Here is a 15,773-nt window from a genome sequence, read left to right as displayed (position 1 = left end):
TTGAATATACTTCCACCCGCACCAAAAAAGGAACGGGTGGAGTATATATTAGTCAAATTTCCATCTTACAAAAGCCTCCATGGCTTCATAGTTGGCCAGTCCTAGCTCGTGATAAACTTCTGCGGTTTCGCTGTTTCTTTCTTCGGCACGAACCCAGAATTCCCTTTCGTCATCTCCCGGGAATACAGGGCGGTCTTTTTGCGACTGGTGTTGGAAAATAGCATCCCTTTTGCGCTGTACTTCTTGTGGGGACAATGGCACGGCCATTTCAATTTCGTGCACATCGAATTCCTGCCAGGCGCCGCGGTACATCCACAGCCAGCAATCTTTAGTCCAGTCTTCGGTCTTTCTTAGCCTTTTCATCGCTTCAATAATGATATTAAAGCATACAATATGCGTCCCGTGTGGGTCGGCAAAATCACCGGCGGCAAAAACCTGGTGTGGTTTTACTTCCTGCAATAATTCCATTGTTAATTCGATATCCTTTTCGGTTACCGGGTCTTTTTTGCTCTTGCCAGATTCATAAAAAGGAAGGGCCATAAAATGAATATTTTCATCCTGAAGTCCGGCATATCTAGCACCTGCAATAGCTTCAGATTTTCGAATAAATCCTTTTACATCCCTAATTTCCTGGAGGTCGATTTCGTTGGGTTGTTTCTGCTCAATAAACTCACGCATTTTCTCGTAAGTCTCTTCCAGGTTTTTGGTGTCTTCGCCGGTACTCTTTTTAAAATCTATGGCAAATTCTACATAGCGAAGTACATCGGTATCCCAAACTGCGGTATTACCAGAGGTTTGATAAGCCACGTGCACATCGTGTCCCTGGTCCACCAACCTAATGAAAGTCCCTCCCATAGAGATCACATCATCATCTGGGTGTGGAGAGAAAATGAGAGAGCGTTTTTTAGCGGGTTCTTTTCGCTCTGGTCGCTGTGTATCATCGGCATTTGGTTTTCCTCCCGGCCAACCGGTAATACTGTGTTGCAATTGGTTAAAAACGTCTATATTAAGATTATAAGCAGGACCCTGCTCGGTGGCTAACTGCGCCATCCCGTTATTATTATAATCTTCGTCTGTAAGTTTTAGAATAGGTTTCTTTAATTCTGAAGAAAGCCAAATTACCGCTTTTTTAATAAGTTCTTTAGTCCAGTTACAGTCTTTTACCAACCATGGAGTGTCAAAACGAGTTAGGGCAGAGGCGGCATCTCTATCTAAAACAAATTCTACATTTTCTGAAAGCTGAAGGTAAGTAGCCGGCACATTACCAGACATTTCTCCCTCTATTGCTTTTTTAAGAATGGAAGCTTTTTTCTTGTTCCATCCCATTAAAATGATCTGTCTCGCTTTAAAAATGGTACCAATACCCATGGTAATGGCTTTGGTGGGAACATTCTCCTTTCCTCCAAAATCCCTGGAAGCATCACGTCGGGTTAGGTCATCTAAGGTTACTAACCTGGTTCCCGAGTTTGGTGCAGAGCCTGGTTCGTTAAAACCAATATGCCCCGTTCTACCAATACCTAAAAGCTGAAGGTCTAAACCACCAACTTCGCCAATCTTATTCTCATAAGCCAGGCAGTAATCGGTGATATCATCTTCTGCCAGGGTACCATCTGGAATATGGATGTTTTCTTTTTTAATATCAATATGATCAAAAAGAACTTCGTCCATAAACCTTACGTAGCTTTGCTTGGCATCTGGCTTCATTGGGTAATACTCATCCAGGTTAAAAGTGATCACGTTTTTAAAACTAAGGCCTTCTTCCTTATGTAGGCGAATTAGTTCTTCATACACTTCTACCGGAGTGGCTCCTGTTGCAAGCCCTAACACTGCATTCTCTTGTTTCTCGTTTTTACGTTTAATAAGATCTGCAATTCTTTTTGCTACTTTTTTTGAGGCAATATGTTTATTTTCATAAACTTTTACCGGTAGTTTCTCAAAGCGAGTTTCTTCTAAAAGATTTAATCTTGCCATAATCTGACTATTAGTTGTACTGTTATTAATTGTCCCTACTTTTTAAAAGCTGAAACTTTAGATGTAAAGCTTTGGACTTTCTCTAGCTTATATGTGATTTTACCAGGTTTACCTGGTCTTTAAATATATTATCCATTACTGCAATAGTGCCACCATAAATACTCGAGTTATCACCAAGTTTAGATAATTCTAAGGTAGTTCTTTCTTTAAGTTGCATCATGCAATAAGTGTTCATTGATTGCTGAATTGGTGTAGTGATAAACTGCCTGGCCTGTGATATTTTGCCTTCTAAAATGATTAATTCAGGATTAAATATCTGTACGAGTATGGCAATACCTTTACCCAGGTTTATCCCAATCTCAGATAAAGTGTTTATCGCAAATTGATCTCCTTTATTGGCTGCCTCTATAATGGTTTCGGGTTCTAATTTTTGAAGCTCTTCTTTATTTAGGTTGTTTAACACCGAAGTTTGCCCCGCTTCCAAACCTTCTTTGGTCTTCCTTACTAACGCCAATCCCGAAGCCTCAGTTTCCAGGCAACCTCGTTTTCCGCAGTGACAGAGCAACCCATCTTCATTCATTGGGATATGTCCAAATTCTCCGGCAAACCCAGATTCACCCGAATGCATTTTTCCACCCATAATAATTCCTAAGCCAATGCCCCAATCCATACTAATTACAAGCACATTGTTTTTATTGCGGGCACCGCCAAACCTAAACTCGGCAAGGCAGGAGCTCTTTGCATCGTTTAAAAGTGCTACCGGAGTTTTAAATTTATCTTCAAATTTATCCTGTAAAGATTCTGGTTCCTGTTCACTTAAGTAATAAGAAAAGTTTTTACCGGCTTCAGCAGATACCAACCCCGGCATGCTTATTCCCACTCCCATAACCTGGGAGAGTTTTACGTTTGCCTCTTTTAATAAAATCTCTGTCCACTCATAAAGTTGATCCACAATATTATTTTCTGTAGAAATATCTTTAGACCAGGAGTTTTGTACAATAATGGTATGATTGTTATCTAATAGTGCCAGTTTAATACTAAAGCGTTCTATATGAATACTTACTACAAAAAAAGAATTTTCTACCAGCCCATAAAGATCTGGTTTGCGACCACCTTCAGATTTTCCGCGCCCTTTTTTTACCAAAATACCTTCTTCCAAAAGCTGGTTTAGTAAAGACATAGAAGTAGGCAGGCTTACATTAAAGCGCTGGCAAACTTCTGCATTGGAGGTTTCTCCATTGAGAAATAAGTGTTTGATGATCTTTAATTTCTGAAGAAATTTTTTTCTTTCTACATTATTTATCTGAGCTATTTTTTCTTCATCTATAAAGAAATCATTCAGGTATTTTGACATAGGTTGCGTTGGCATAATTTTTAAAAAATAAAAGTTCAAAAAATAAAATTCGAGCTTTTAAAAAAGAATTTATTTTGAATCTAAAAATAGGCAAAATAATCATTTTTAAAAATACTTTCTCTATTTTTTTATGAAAGATTAATTAATTAGTCTAAATTTATATTTTTTGTGGCTGTAATTTCAGCTTGTTCTTACAAAGCTAAATCTTCTCTTTAAATAAAATTAGAGAAAATATGACTAAAACAATACCCCTCACCCCACGGGTTAAACCGAAGAAAAGTAAGCGGTACTTTGCCTTAGATGTTTTAAGAGGACTTACTGTAGCATTAATGATCCTGGTGAATACGCCCGGCAGTTGGTCTCATATCTATGCTCCATTTAAACACGCCGCCTGGCATGGTTTTACTCCTACAGATTGGGTTTTTCCTTCTTTTCTGTTTGTGATTGGTAATGCGATGAGTTTTAGTCTTCGTAAGTATGAGAGTGTTTCTGAGGCAGCCTTTCTAAAAAAAGTTTTTAAAAGAGCAGCGCTCATATTCCTAATTGGTTTATTCCTTAACGCCTTTCCATTTGTCTATAGGGAAGACGGTGACCTGGTATTTAAAAACCTGGTTAATCTTAGAATTATGGGAGTTCTGCAGCGCATCTCCCTTTGCTATCTCTTTGGTTCGCTAATTATCCATTATTTAAAACTGAAGAAATCTGTAATTTTTGGCGGTTTAATTTTATTAAGCTATTGGGGCATTTTATGGTTTTTTGGAGATAGTCCCAATCCTTATAGCCTGGAGCATAACGCTGCTTTAAAGTTTGACGGGGCAATTTTTAGAGATGCTAATCTTTACAAAGGTTTTGGAATTCCGTTTGACCCGGAAGGTTTGTTGAGCACCCTGCCGGCTATTGTAAACGTAATCGCGGGTTATGTGACCGGGGTTTTTATTCAGAAATCGGGGAACAATATGAAAACCGTTGTGAAACTAAGCGTTTTTGGAGTTTTACTATTAGTAGTAGGGCAAGTTTGGGGGATGCTGCTACCCATCAATAAGCCTATATGGACCAGTTCTTACGTTTTATTTAGCACCGGTTGGACTTTGTTGGTGCTTTCAGCATTAATTTTAATCATAGAAATTTTCGGATTTAAAAAATGGACCGGTTTCTTTGAGGCTTTTGGTAGAAATCCGCTATTTGTATTCGTGATGTCTGGGCTCGTGGTAATGTTAATGAATATTATTTATGTAAATGGACGGGCTTTAAAACCCTGGCTTTACGAAAATTTTTATCTTAGCTGGCTAAGTAATTATAATGCTTCCTTGCTTTTTGCAATTAGTTATATGTTGCTTATGTGGCTGCTTGGATACTGGCTGCACAAAAGAAAAATTTACATAAAAGTTTAAATCTGCCTGAAAATTTAAATTAACATCAACTAATGAAAAATAATAACCTGTTTCCCTGTCTTCTTGCCCTGGTATTTCTTATTTCGCCTTTGCAAGCGCAAAAAACTGAGAAAACCTCTCCAGAATTTCTTCAATACACAAATAGCAAATGGGTAGATTCCATTATGGAAACGCTTACCCCCAAAGAACGTATTGCGCAACTCATTATGGTTGCAGCATACTCAAACAGGGGAAGTCAACATAAAAAAGAAATTTTAAAGTTAATTAATGAGCAAAAAATTGGGGGACTGGTATTCTTTCAGGGGGATCCAAAATCTCAACTGGAGTTGTTGAACGATTATCAGTTGGCTTCCAAAGTTCCTTTATTGGGAGCCATGGATGCAGAGTGGGGGCTTGGCATGCGATTGGACAATACTATTAGTTATCCCTATCAAATGGCCCTTGGTGCTATTCGGGATGATAGTTTGGTGTATGATTTGGGACAGGAAGTTGCACGCCAACTTAAAAGAACGGGGCTTCATCTTAATTTTGCCCCGGTGGTAGATGTAAACAATAACCCCAATAATCCGGTGATTAATTATCGCTCTTTTGGAGAAAACAGGGAAAATGTAGCTCAAAAAGGCATTGCTTATATGCGCGGGATGCAGGATGCTAATTTATTGACTTCAGCAAAACACTTCCCGGGGCACGGAGATACCGATACAGATTCACATCACGCCCTACCACAAATAAATCATCCCTTTAATAGACTGGATTCTTTAGAAATGTACCCTTTCAAAGAATTGATTAATGCTGGAGGTAGCGGCGTTATGGTTGCGCATTTAGATATTCCGGCGCTGGACTCTACGGGCGTGCCTTCAACTTTATCAAAAGCTATTATTACCGGGATTTTAAAAGATAGATTAGGTTTTAAAGGCCTTATTATTACTGATGCCATGAACATGAAAGGGGTTACCAAAGGGAATGCCCCTGGAGTTGTAGATAAAGACGCCATTTTAGCCGGTAATGACCTGTTGGAATATACCGAAGATGTGCCAAAGGCGATTGAAGAAGTGAGCAAGGCCATTAAACAGGGACTAATCTCACAGAATGAATTAGACCAACGTGTGAGAAAGGTTTTAGCGGCAAAACAATGGGTAGGTTTAAATAATTATAAGAAGCAAAGCACTAAAAACATCCTAAAAGAGATCAATACCGGTCACGCCAAATTTTTAAACAGGAAACTGGTAGAAGCCTCGCTTACCGTACTTAAAAATAAGAATAGCATTTTACCATTAAGAAAATTAGATACCTTAAAAATTGCTTCTATTTCTTTTGGTGCACAAAAACAAACCCAGTTTCAGAAATCTTTAAATTTATATGCTGAAGTAAAAAGCTTTCAGGTAAAAGCAAATGCAACTGCGGCTGAAGTAGCAGCTTTAAAGCAAAAGCTCTCGGCTTATAATCTTGTTATTGGCGGTATTCACGATGACAGCCGATTCCCAAGAAATACAATGAAGTTTTCTAAAGCAGTACAGCAATTTATTGGGGAGCTTTCCAAAGAGGAAAATAGTATTTTTAGTTATTTTAAAAATCCGTATTCTCTAAATAAAATCGCCGGGATTGAAGATGCAACCGGGTTAATTTTAACCTATCAGGACACAAAAACCACCCAGGATCTTGCGGCGCAGTTAATTTTTGGAGGTGTGGGAGCGAATGGAAGATTACCGGTAAGCATTGGGGATAAATTCAAATCTGGAGACGGAGAAGATGTAAAAGGAAAGCTAAGGCTTAAATATACCGTTCCTGAAGACGCCGGGATGAACTCTAAAGTGCTTTTTCACGGCGTTGATTCTTTGATGCAGGAAGCGATTAAAAAAAAAGCGACGCCGGGAGGTCAAATCCTGGTAGCAAAAAACGGAAAAGTGGTACTGCATAAAGCCTATGGCTACCACAAATATAGCGACACGATAAAAGTAAAAAAAAACGACTTATATGATTTGGCCTCGGTAACGAAGATCTCTTCGGCTTTACCGGCCTTAATGAAATTACAGGATGAGGGTAAGTTTAGCCTGGACGCTTCCATAGACGATTACCTGCCATATTTTAAACATTCTAACAAAGCGGGAATCCCATTTCGGCAAATTTTAGCACACCAGGCTCGTTTTAAACCCTGGATTCCTTATTGGAAAAATACGCTGCGCAAAAACGGAAGTTATAAATGGTACACTTTTAAGAAAGATTCTTCGAGAAGATTTCCTATTAAAGTGAGCGAAAACTTGTGGTTGCACCGCAATTACCAGAAAAAAATGTTTAAAGCCATTAAAAAATCGGAGTTGGAGGACGAAGCAAAATATAAATATTCTGGCCTGGCTTTTTATTTACTACCTGCTATTGTAGAAGAAATAAGCGGCGAAGATTTTAGAAAATACATCAACGAAAATTTCTACGATAAGCTGGGCGCTACAACATTGGGCTACAATCCTATGAAATCTTATAAGAAAAGCCGAATCGTGCCTACTGAGCACGATTATTTGTTTAGGCACAAGCCCATTCACGGGATGGTACACGATGAAGGAGCAATTATGATGGGAGGAGTTTCTGCCAATGCGGGGCTTTTTTCTACAGCAAATGATTTGGCAAAATTGATGCAAATGTACTTGAATATGGGAACTTATGCCGGCCATAGGTATATTGATGAAACTACCCTACGAGACTGGACTAAAACGCAATTCCCAGATAATGATAATCACCGCGGAGTTGGTTTCGATAAGCCTTACCTGCAATACAAAGGCGAAAACAGTAACACCGCAAAAGATGCCAGTAAAGCCAGTTTTGGCCACACAGGATTTACGGGGATTATGGCCTGGATGGACCCGGAAGAAGATCTGCTTTATCTTTTTCTTTCTAACCGTGTTTTGCCAAGCCGAAGCAATACACGCTTATATCAACTCAATACCCGCACAAAAATTCAACAGGTATTATATGATGCAATGAAGTAAGAGTTTGCAGTATTTAGTCCCAGTTTGCAGTATTTGCTACCTTATTCCCTATTAGTCACTGAAAATTGCGACTGCTTACTAAAGGGCTAAAAATGAGTCCCATACTTTTATTAAAACTCTTCTTTTTGAAGAATAATTTGCCAAATTATTTTATACCACCTCAAGTAAACTTATATTTGAATGCTTATTTATAACCATTCGAACTTTTTATGATCAAGAACTGCACCCCCCTGTTGGTATTCCTGTTGTTCCTATTTAACAAACAAGTACACGGCCAGCATAGTTTAAAAGGTAAAATAGTTTCAGAAAATAATACTCCGGTAGCCTTTGCCAACGTGATTTTATTGAATGCTAAAGATTCAACCTCTGTTTATAAAGGAACAATTTCAGAAGAAAACGGTCGGTTTGTTTTTGAAGAGCTCGCTTCCAATACCTATTTAATGAAGGTAAGCTTTATAGGTTATAAAGAACATTTGCAGAATATTGAAATTTCTTCCGACGAAAAATTAAAAAAAATTGTTTTAGAAGAAGCGTCTTCAAATTTAGATGAGGTGACCATAAACGCCCGCAAACCCAAAATCTCCCGTAGTATAGATCGTCTTACTTTTAATGTAGAAAATTCTACACTTTCCAGCGGAAACAGTTGGGATATTTTAAGACAAACCCCGGGAGTGATTATGAATCAGGGGCAACTTCAGGTTAGGAATTCTTCGGTTACTGTATATATTAACGACAGGAAAGTACAGCTTAGCCAAAGTGAACTCCAAACTTTATTGCAAAGTTATTCCGCACAAAATATAAAATCTGTAGAGGTAATTACCAATCCGCCGGCCAAATATGAGGCAGAAGGTGGTGCTATTTTAAATATCAATACCAGTACTGCGTTAACGCCCGGTTATAAAGGGAGTATAGAAGGAGCATATACGCAGGGAATTGTGCCTAAATATAAATTGGGAACCAGGCATTTTTGGAAGAGTGATAAACTTAACGTGTTTGCCAATTACACCTTTAGCCCCAGAAAAGATATAAAACGAGATGATAGTTATATTAATTTTTCTCCAACTGAAGAAAACGGGGAAGAATGGAATACCAATTTTCAAAGAATCACCAGGTCTAAAGCACATAATGCCAATATTATTTTAGATTATGAGATTGACGAAAAAAATAAATTGAATTTTTCTTCTAACCTTTTTTTATCTCCAAATAAAACTTTTGATAATTCAGTTGTTACAGATATAAGGTCGTTTTCTAATATTCCATACAAATTTTTTAAAACGAACAGCGATCTGGATACCGATGAAAGTAATGTTGCGGTAGATCTTGGTTACACCCATGATTTAGATAAGGGCGGAAGTCTTTCAGCAGGAGCTCATTACACAAATTTTGATCAGGATAGGTCGCAAAGCTTAGTCACTAATTATTTTGCCGGAAATGAAGAAATTTTAAAAAAAGTGGCCTTTGATACCGATGCTACTCAAAAGATCGATATTTTTTCAGCGCAAATAGATCTAAATACAAGTCTTGGTGAGACTGCTTTTGAAAGTGGACTTAAATTCTCGGGAATTGATTCTGATAGTGGGATCGATTATTTTAATATAGAAAGTCTTGACGACCTCTATGAGGATCTGTCGGACAGGTTTCGTTATGATGAAGAGATCTATGCTGCTTATGCCAGTGTTTCCAGGGATTGGGAAAAGTGGAGCCTTAAAGCCGGTTTGCGTGGGGAATACACCGATTTAAAAGCAAAATCTTTAACCACCAACGAGCAAAACAATCAGGAATATTTCGATTTGTTTCCCACGGCTTATTTGCAGTACCGGGCCTCTAAAAATCATAGCTTTACCTTAGATTACAGCCGAAGGATTGACAGGCCGAGATATGAAAGCCTTAATCCTTTTAAATATTTTCTAAACGAGAATAATTACAATGCCGGAAACCCAAATTTGCGGGCCGCCATTAGTGATAATTTTAATCTTAATTATACTTTGCTGGGGCAATATTATTTTGATCTTTATTACCGCGATAATGGTAAGTCGCCGGCAACTCTGGCTTTTCAGGATAATGAGAATTTAAACATAAGAAGAATAGAATCCAATCTTTTGGATAGCAAAAGCTACGGACTCGATTTTTTACACGGTCGCTCCTTTACCGGTTGGTGGTATGCACAGTTATATGCATCTTTTTTTCACGAAGAAAATACCTTTCTTGCGGTAGAAAGCGACAATGCCAAAGTGACTAACGAGATTGACGCCGTTTATGCACAGTTATACAATTCCTTTACGCTTTCAAAAGACGGTTCTTTTTCCGGTAATCTAAGTTTTACTTATGTTTCAGATTATATCTCTGGCTCTTACAATTTCGACCCTTTTTCAACCCTAAGTATAGGCCTTAGAAAGACATTGTGGAACAACCGCGCGGAGTTGAGCCTAAACATCAACGATATTTTTAATGAAACCAATACGCGCTTAACTTCACAGTATTTAAACCAGGACAATTCGTTTTTCGCGAGGGAAGAAATGCGATATGTACGAGTTGGCTTTAAATATAACTTCGGAAACTTTAGACTGGAAGATAATCAACGCAGTATAGAGGCTGCAGAGCGAGAAAGGTTGTAAATAAGACAGACCACCTAAAAAGCCCCCTGACCCCCAAAGGGGGAACTCTCAGCACTTCTCAATTAAAAAGTTTAAAAAATCGCTTCCTTCGGACGGGTTGGGGTAGATTTTGTTTTTTTGTACTTTTGCAAAAAAATAAATTCAAGTGGCTAAAATAGGAAATATAGATGTTGGAGACTTCCCGTTGCTGTTGGCACCAATGGAAGATGTGAGCGATCCGCCATTTCGTGCACTTTGCAAAGAGCAGGGAGCCGATGTTGTTTATACCGAATTTATTTCTTCTGAAGGGCTTATTCGCGATGCTGCAAAGAGCACGATGAAGTTGGATATTTACGAAAAAGAACGTCCTGTAGGTATTCAAATCTTTGGGGCTAATTTAGAATCCATGCTACAATCTGTAGAGATTGTGGAAAAGTCTAACCCCGATATTATTGATATCAACTTTGGTTGCCCCGTAAAAAAAGTGGTTTCCAAAGGCGCCGGTGCCGGTATCCTAAAAGATATCGATCTAATGGTTTCCTTAACCGAGGCGATGGTAAAACATACCAAATTGCCGGTAACCGTAAAAACGCGTTTGGGCTGGGATAAAGATTCCATAAAAATAATGGAAGTAGCTGAAAGGCTTCAGGATGTAGGCTGCCAGGCGCTTGCCATTCACGGCCGTACCCGCGTGCAAATGTATAAGGGCGACGCAGATTGGGCGCCTATTGCCGAAGTAAAGAACAATTCCAGAATTCATATTCCTATTTTTGGTAACGGGGATGTAAATTCTCCCGAAAAAGCAATGGAAATGCGCGATAAATTCGGGCTGGATGGTGCAATGATTGGCAGGGCGAGTATCGGTTATCCCTGGTTTTTTCGGGAAGTAAAGCATTATTTTAAGACCGGTGAACATTTACCACCGCCCACAATGTTGGAGCGTTTAGATGCCGCTCGCAGGCACTTACAAATGGCCATAGATTGGAAAGGGGAAAAGCTGGGTGTTTTTGAAACCCGGCGCCATTATACCAATTATTTTAAAGGAATTCCCCACTTTAAGGAATATCGAATGAAAATGGTAACCAGCGATGATGCTAAAGATGTTTTTGCCGCTTTTGATGAGGTAGAAAGAGATTTTTCTGGTTATCAATTTGCATGATTTGAGATAGCCACGAGTTCACAAATTTTTTAATGGAAAGTGGGCTTCACTGAGAATTTAAACCGCTTTTAAAGCTTTTTTACTACTTCCTGCGGCGATAAAAGAGGCCAGTAGCCCTAAGATGCCTATGGTGAAAATTACAATTAGAACGTTCTCTAAAGTGATACTTACGGGGTAAGGAAGACTTGGGGTGATCATCACCAGATTAAATTGCTGTTGTAAATACACCAACAAAAGTGCCGAAAGCAAGCCAATAGCACCGCCAAAAACCGTCATAAGCATACCCTGGGTAAAGAATATTTTCTTGATTTGATTTTCTGAAGCTCCCATACTAAACAAGGTTCTAATATTTTCGCGCTTGTCGAGAATCACCATAATGATAGAACCCACCACGTTAAACAGTGCAATAATAAGCACCAGGGTGAAGATGAGATAAACTGCGAGGTTTTCGGTATTAAGCATTTTATAGAGCACTTCATTGAGTTGCGCCCTGTTTTTAATAATTACTTCCTCGTTAAAAATCGTCTTTATTGCAGCAGTAACGTCATCGGGGTTAGCGTTGGGAGCTAATTTTATTTCGACTGCAGAAAAGTTGTCTTCGTTTAAATTCAGTAGGTTTCTTGCAAAATTCAGGTTAGAGAACACATATTTGTCATCTAATTCCTCGTTTACACTATAAATTCCGCTTACGATCACGTTCTCCTGACTAAACGCCTGGCCGGGATTTAAGCCGGTAATCTGGCCTTTTCCCGGCCTGGGCACCATAAGTTTAAGGAGGTGTTGGTAATTAAAAATACTAAGTCCCAATTTTCGGGAAATAGTATTGCCCACCACTACCTGTGCTTCACTACTGGTGAGCCAGGAGCCGGAAATTGTGCTATCTATTTGAGTAACCTGTTGGTATTTATTTCCCACGCCTTTAAGCCAGGCAGTGTGGTTTTTATTGCGGTAATCAAGAAAAACGCGCTCTTCAATAATGGGCGTAAACACCGCAATACCTTCTATATTTTCCAGGGCTTCCGATTTGTCCTTGGGCAATAGAAAAGTTTTTCCGCTAGCGGGAAGTATTTTTAAATCGGGGTCAAATTTATTGGAAAAAGAAAGGCTAAAGTCTTTTAGTCCAGAGAATCCCGAAAGAACAATAAACAATGAAAAAGCTCCCGCAAATACGCCTATGGCTGCAATAATGGTAATGATATTAATGGCATTATTGCTGCTTTTGCTAAACAAATAGCGTTTGGCGATATAAAATGGGAACTTCAAGAGTTATGATTTTTTACGCCGTTCTAACAAATCTGGGTCGGCAATAGGATCTTCTTCACCTTTTATAGACTCTTCAATGTTTTCTATATATTCTAAAGAGTCGTCTATATAATAATTAATTTCAGGCATTTTACGCAGCTGGTTTTTGGTGCGTTGCGCCATTTCGTGCTTTATTTGGGACTTCCCAAGGTTTATTTCTTCTAAAACTTTCTGTGCGTGCTTTGAGGGAAATATACTAATATAAGCCTTGGCTATAGAAAGATCTGTAGTCACTTTCACTTTAGAGACTGAAATTAATACTCCCGTTCTCCCCGCTTCCTTTAGGTTTTTTTGCAAAATATCGGCCAGGTCGCGTTGTAAAACCCCGCCTATTTTCTTTTGTCTGTTTGTCTCTTCCATAACACAAAAATAGGATAATAAATTGGCATATCCCTAAAATATGCTTTTTGGGATCTTTATCAGAAAAAATTGAAAGTGGCGGAATTGACGCAATAGAATTAAATATCCAGCTTAGAAAGCATTGCCAGAAATTCACGAATATTTTTTATTATTGAAACTGCTGTGGTTTTTAAAAGTTATGCCAGAATTAGTTATTTTGCTGAACTTTGTAGCGTTTGAATTCAAAAGGTAAGACTAAAAATACAACCAATGAAGAAAATAGAACATATAGGAATAGCCGTAAAAGACCTTGAGGCAGCCAATGCTACTTATAAAGCGGTTTTGGGAAGCGAACATTATAAAACCGAGCGGGTGGAAAGTGAAGGCGTAAGCACATCTTTCTTTAAAATTGGGGAGAGTAAAATTGAATTACTGGCTGCAACAAACGCCGAAAGCCCCATTGCTAAATTTATTGAAAAGAGGGGGGAGGGCATACATCACCTTGCTTTTGCCGTAGATGATATTAAGGCGGAAATCCATAGATTGGAAAAGGAAGGTTTTAAGTTAATAAATACCGCTCCAAAAAAAGGCGCCGATAATAAACTGGTAGCATTTATGCACCCTAAAAGTGCTAATGGGGTACTGGTAGAACTTTGCCAACACGCCCCCTCCTAGCGTCCCTAAAGGGAGGGAATAAATGGAGGACATAAAATTAGGCTTTCACCTTGCAGGATTTAAAAATATATCATAATATTGCACTCCTAAAATTTGGGTAATCTACTTTCCCAAATTTGGTTTTAAATTCGGTCCTATAACTCAGCTGGTTAGAGTATTTGACTCATAATCAAAAAGTCCCTGGTTCGAGCCCAGGTGGGACCACTTATAATGCTTATGAAGCCCTATGAACAGTACGTTTGTAGGGCTTCTTTTATTTTAGGGGACGAATGAGGGGACGATTAAAATTCATTATAATTAATAAATATTTGTTAGTTTTACTCATCGATGAAAAAAATTAAGCAAGTTGTTACTTTAATCAGAGATATTTTGGTGATATGTAGTCTGCCCGTATTGCTAACATATGCTTATACAATTCATAAAGAACAAATTGAATCGAAAGATGCTACAATTGAATTATTAAAGTTACGAAATGATCAACTAGAAAATTCTCAGATTGAAAAAGCTTATGACAGGATTAATTCTCTCAAAAATTTTTATAATGATGAATTAAATATTGTTGAAAGTGATTTAATAGAAAACCAAAAAGTTAATGATAGCTTATCTGAAATTTTGAACAGTAATTTTCGGGTGACTGATTCAAGTCATTTAATAATTGACTTAGAAATGGGGAAAAGGATTCTAAAAGATTTATACAGAGGTGATAGAGATTCCGTTCTGGTTGAAAGAAAAGATTCAATTATTTTTTTACTCGAAAAAATTAATAATTCATATGCGAAATCCTTGAATGCTTCAAAAATGCAGATACAATTACTTGAGGAGAACTACATTTTACTTAAGGAACGCTATAGAAATTCAGGAAAATAATGTTTGATTATTTCTCATATATAGATTTTCATTGGTTTTTGACTTGGATCGGCTCGATTTGCGGTCATATTCTATCATTATATTCTGATGATTTTAAAGGCACAAAACCATTCCTTAGAAAAATGTTTCCTGACAAAAAAGAAGCATTTTACTTCAGAATAGATTTTATTTTATTGCCTTTAATAGGAAGTTTACTTGCATTTGTACTTTTAGAACCAATGAATTTGAAAACAAGCCTATTCTCTGGACTTAGCTGGAGTGGAACGTTAATTGCAATTTTAAAAAATAAAAAAACTGTAGATCCTCAATGAATGATATTGACTACTTATTGATTGTTTCTATTTCATTAATCGTATTGACTTTTATTACAATACTGGCATATGGAAAAAAAACAGTGAAAGTAAAAAGTGATAAAAAGCTGTTCTTTAAAATAGTACCACTTGTTGCTGTAGTGTCTACTGTAGTATCAGTCTTTTTAATGGATTATTATTATCAAAATAATTTAGAGAGCGAAATAAAAAAGTATCGATCTTATTTAACTGCAGATTTAGATTCAATTCCTTCGTCCGACTTTGAAAGAAAAAAAGCATTAGATAGTTTGACAAGTTTAAATAGTAGATTAAATCAATTATTAAAGAAAATCGAAAGACAGGAAAAGATTATTGGTGAAAAAGAAGGCATAAAGACAGAAGTTAGAAACTCCATTAAATCAACTTCTCTTAGTATTGATAAGATTGAAACATATAATGAGATCAGCGAAGAGTTTGAAAATTTAGAAAATATAAAAGGACATACAAGTTCAGGAAACACTTCGAATTTCGAATTTCATTGTCCCACAGATTCAGTTTCAGATTACGTAGATTTAGTCTTAAAAATAAATGATAATAAATTAGTAGATAAGATAGCCTATATATATATAACGGTTACTGAAAAAAGGAACGATTCATTATTTTTCAGAGAGTTTGATCAAGCATACTTGCCTCAAAAGGGTTTAAACGCTTTTAGAATAAAGAATTACTTGAAAAAACCTAATAGAACTTTGAAGATCGGTTATTTTTTAAAAAATCAAATGAATAAAGAGTATCCTCGATACGAAAAGGTGAGTTGTAATTCTTATTAAGTTTGTTTATTTCTATTCTT

The 15,773-nt window shown here is 37.5% G+C and carries 12 protein-coding genes and 1 tRNA gene; 9 read left to right on the top strand and 4 right to left on the bottom strand.

Going from position 1 to position 15,773, the window contains the following annotated elements; genetic code table 11:
• Nucleotides 1–48 precede the first annotated feature (48 nt).
• Both nagB and BUA71_RS04145 read right to left on the bottom strand, forming a co-directional pair.
• Nucleotides 49–2,001: a glucosamine-6-phosphate deaminase gene (gene nagB, locus BUA71_RS04150; protein ID WP_262506741.1), complete on the bottom strand. Its 1,953-nt coding sequence runs from the start codon at nt 1,999–2,001 to the stop codon at nt 49–51.
• A 52-nt stretch (nt 2,002–2,053) separates the two neighbouring features.
• Complete coding sequence (locus tag BUA71_RS04145; RefSeq protein WP_245812541.1) at nt 2,054–3,340, bottom strand: ROK family transcriptional regulator; 1,287 nt, start codon at nt 3,338–3,340, stop codon at nt 2,054–2,056.
• 218 nt (nt 3,341–3,558) lie between these two features.
• Between BUA71_RS04145 and BUA71_RS04140 the strand changes: the two genes are divergently transcribed.
• The 4 genes from BUA71_RS04140 (at nt 3,559) to dusB (ending at nt 11,450) form a co-directional block, all read left to right on the top strand.
• On the top strand, nt 3,559–4,716 hold the full coding sequence (locus BUA71_RS04140; RefSeq protein WP_072877054.1) for an acyltransferase family protein: 1,158 nt from the start codon (nt 3,559–3,561) through the stop codon (nt 4,714–4,716).
• Nucleotides 4,717–4,748: 32 nt separating this feature from the next.
• On the top strand, nt 4,749–7,697 hold the full coding sequence (locus BUA71_RS04135) for a serine hydrolase domain-containing protein (protein WP_072877052.1): 2,949 nt from the start codon (nt 4,749–4,751) through the stop codon (nt 7,695–7,697).
• Nucleotides 7,698–7,906: 209 nt separating this feature from the next.
• Nucleotides 7,907–10,312, top strand: coding sequence for an outer membrane beta-barrel family protein (locus BUA71_RS04130; RefSeq protein ID WP_072877050.1), 2,406 nt, complete (start codon nt 7,907–7,909; stop codon nt 10,310–10,312).
• A 145-nt stretch (nt 10,313–10,457) separates the two neighbouring features.
• On the top strand, nt 10,458–11,450 hold the full coding sequence (gene dusB, locus BUA71_RS04125; protein WP_072877048.1) for a tRNA dihydrouridine synthase DusB: 993 nt from the start codon (nt 10,458–10,460) through the stop codon (nt 11,448–11,450).
• Nucleotides 11,451–11,507: 57 nt separating this feature from the next.
• Here dusB and BUA71_RS04120 read toward each other — a convergent pair whose 3' ends face one another.
• Together BUA71_RS04120 and rbfA are read right to left on the bottom strand one after the other, a co-directional pair.
• Nucleotides 11,508–12,713, bottom strand: a complete 1,206-nt coding sequence (locus BUA71_RS04120) for an ABC transporter permease (protein ID WP_072877046.1) — start codon at nt 12,711–12,713, stop codon at nt 11,508–11,510.
• A gap of 3 nt (nt 12,714–12,716) precedes the next feature.
• Nucleotides 12,717–13,112 carry a 30S ribosome-binding factor RbfA gene (rbfA, locus tag BUA71_RS04115; protein ID WP_072877044.1) on the bottom strand — a complete coding sequence of 132 codons (396 nt, stop codon included), beginning with the start codon at nt 13,110–13,112 and terminating at the stop codon, nt 12,717–12,719.
• Between the two features lie 249 nt (nt 13,113–13,361).
• Here rbfA and mce point away from each other — a divergent pair, with 249 nt between their 5' ends.
• From mce to BUA71_RS04090, 5 genes are all read left to right on the top strand, one after another.
• Entirely contained in the window at nt 13,362–13,766 is a 405-nt protein-coding gene (gene mce, locus BUA71_RS04110; protein WP_072877041.1) for a methylmalonyl-CoA epimerase, read from the top strand.
• A 130-nt stretch (nt 13,767–13,896) separates the two neighbouring features.
• Nucleotides 13,897–13,970 (top strand) — tRNA-Ile (locus BUA71_RS04105).
• 123 nt (nt 13,971–14,093) lie between these two features.
• Nucleotides 14,094–14,633, top strand: a complete 540-nt coding sequence (locus tag BUA71_RS04100) for a hypothetical protein (RefSeq protein WP_072877037.1) — start codon at nt 14,094–14,096, stop codon at nt 14,631–14,633.
• Nucleotides 14,633–14,944, top strand: a complete 312-nt coding sequence (locus tag BUA71_RS04095) for a hypothetical protein (protein WP_072877035.1) — start codon at nt 14,633–14,635, stop codon at nt 14,942–14,944. Before BUA71_RS04100 ends, BUA71_RS04095 begins: the two co-directional genes overlap by 1 nt.
• On the top strand, nt 14,941–15,753 hold the full coding sequence (locus BUA71_RS04090) for a hypothetical protein (protein WP_072877032.1): 813 nt from the start codon (nt 14,941–14,943) through the stop codon (nt 15,751–15,753). Before BUA71_RS04095 ends, BUA71_RS04090 begins: the two co-directional genes overlap by 4 nt.
• The last annotated feature ends 20 nt before the right edge of the window (nt 15,754–15,773 follow it).

Source organism: Salegentibacter echinorum, assembly GCF_900129445.1.
GTDB lineage: Bacteria > Bacteroidota > Bacteroidia > Flavobacteriales > Flavobacteriaceae > Salegentibacter > Salegentibacter echinorum.
The sequence above is the reverse complement of the archived record's forward strand: the minus strand, read 5'-3'. Positions and strand labels throughout refer to the sequence as shown.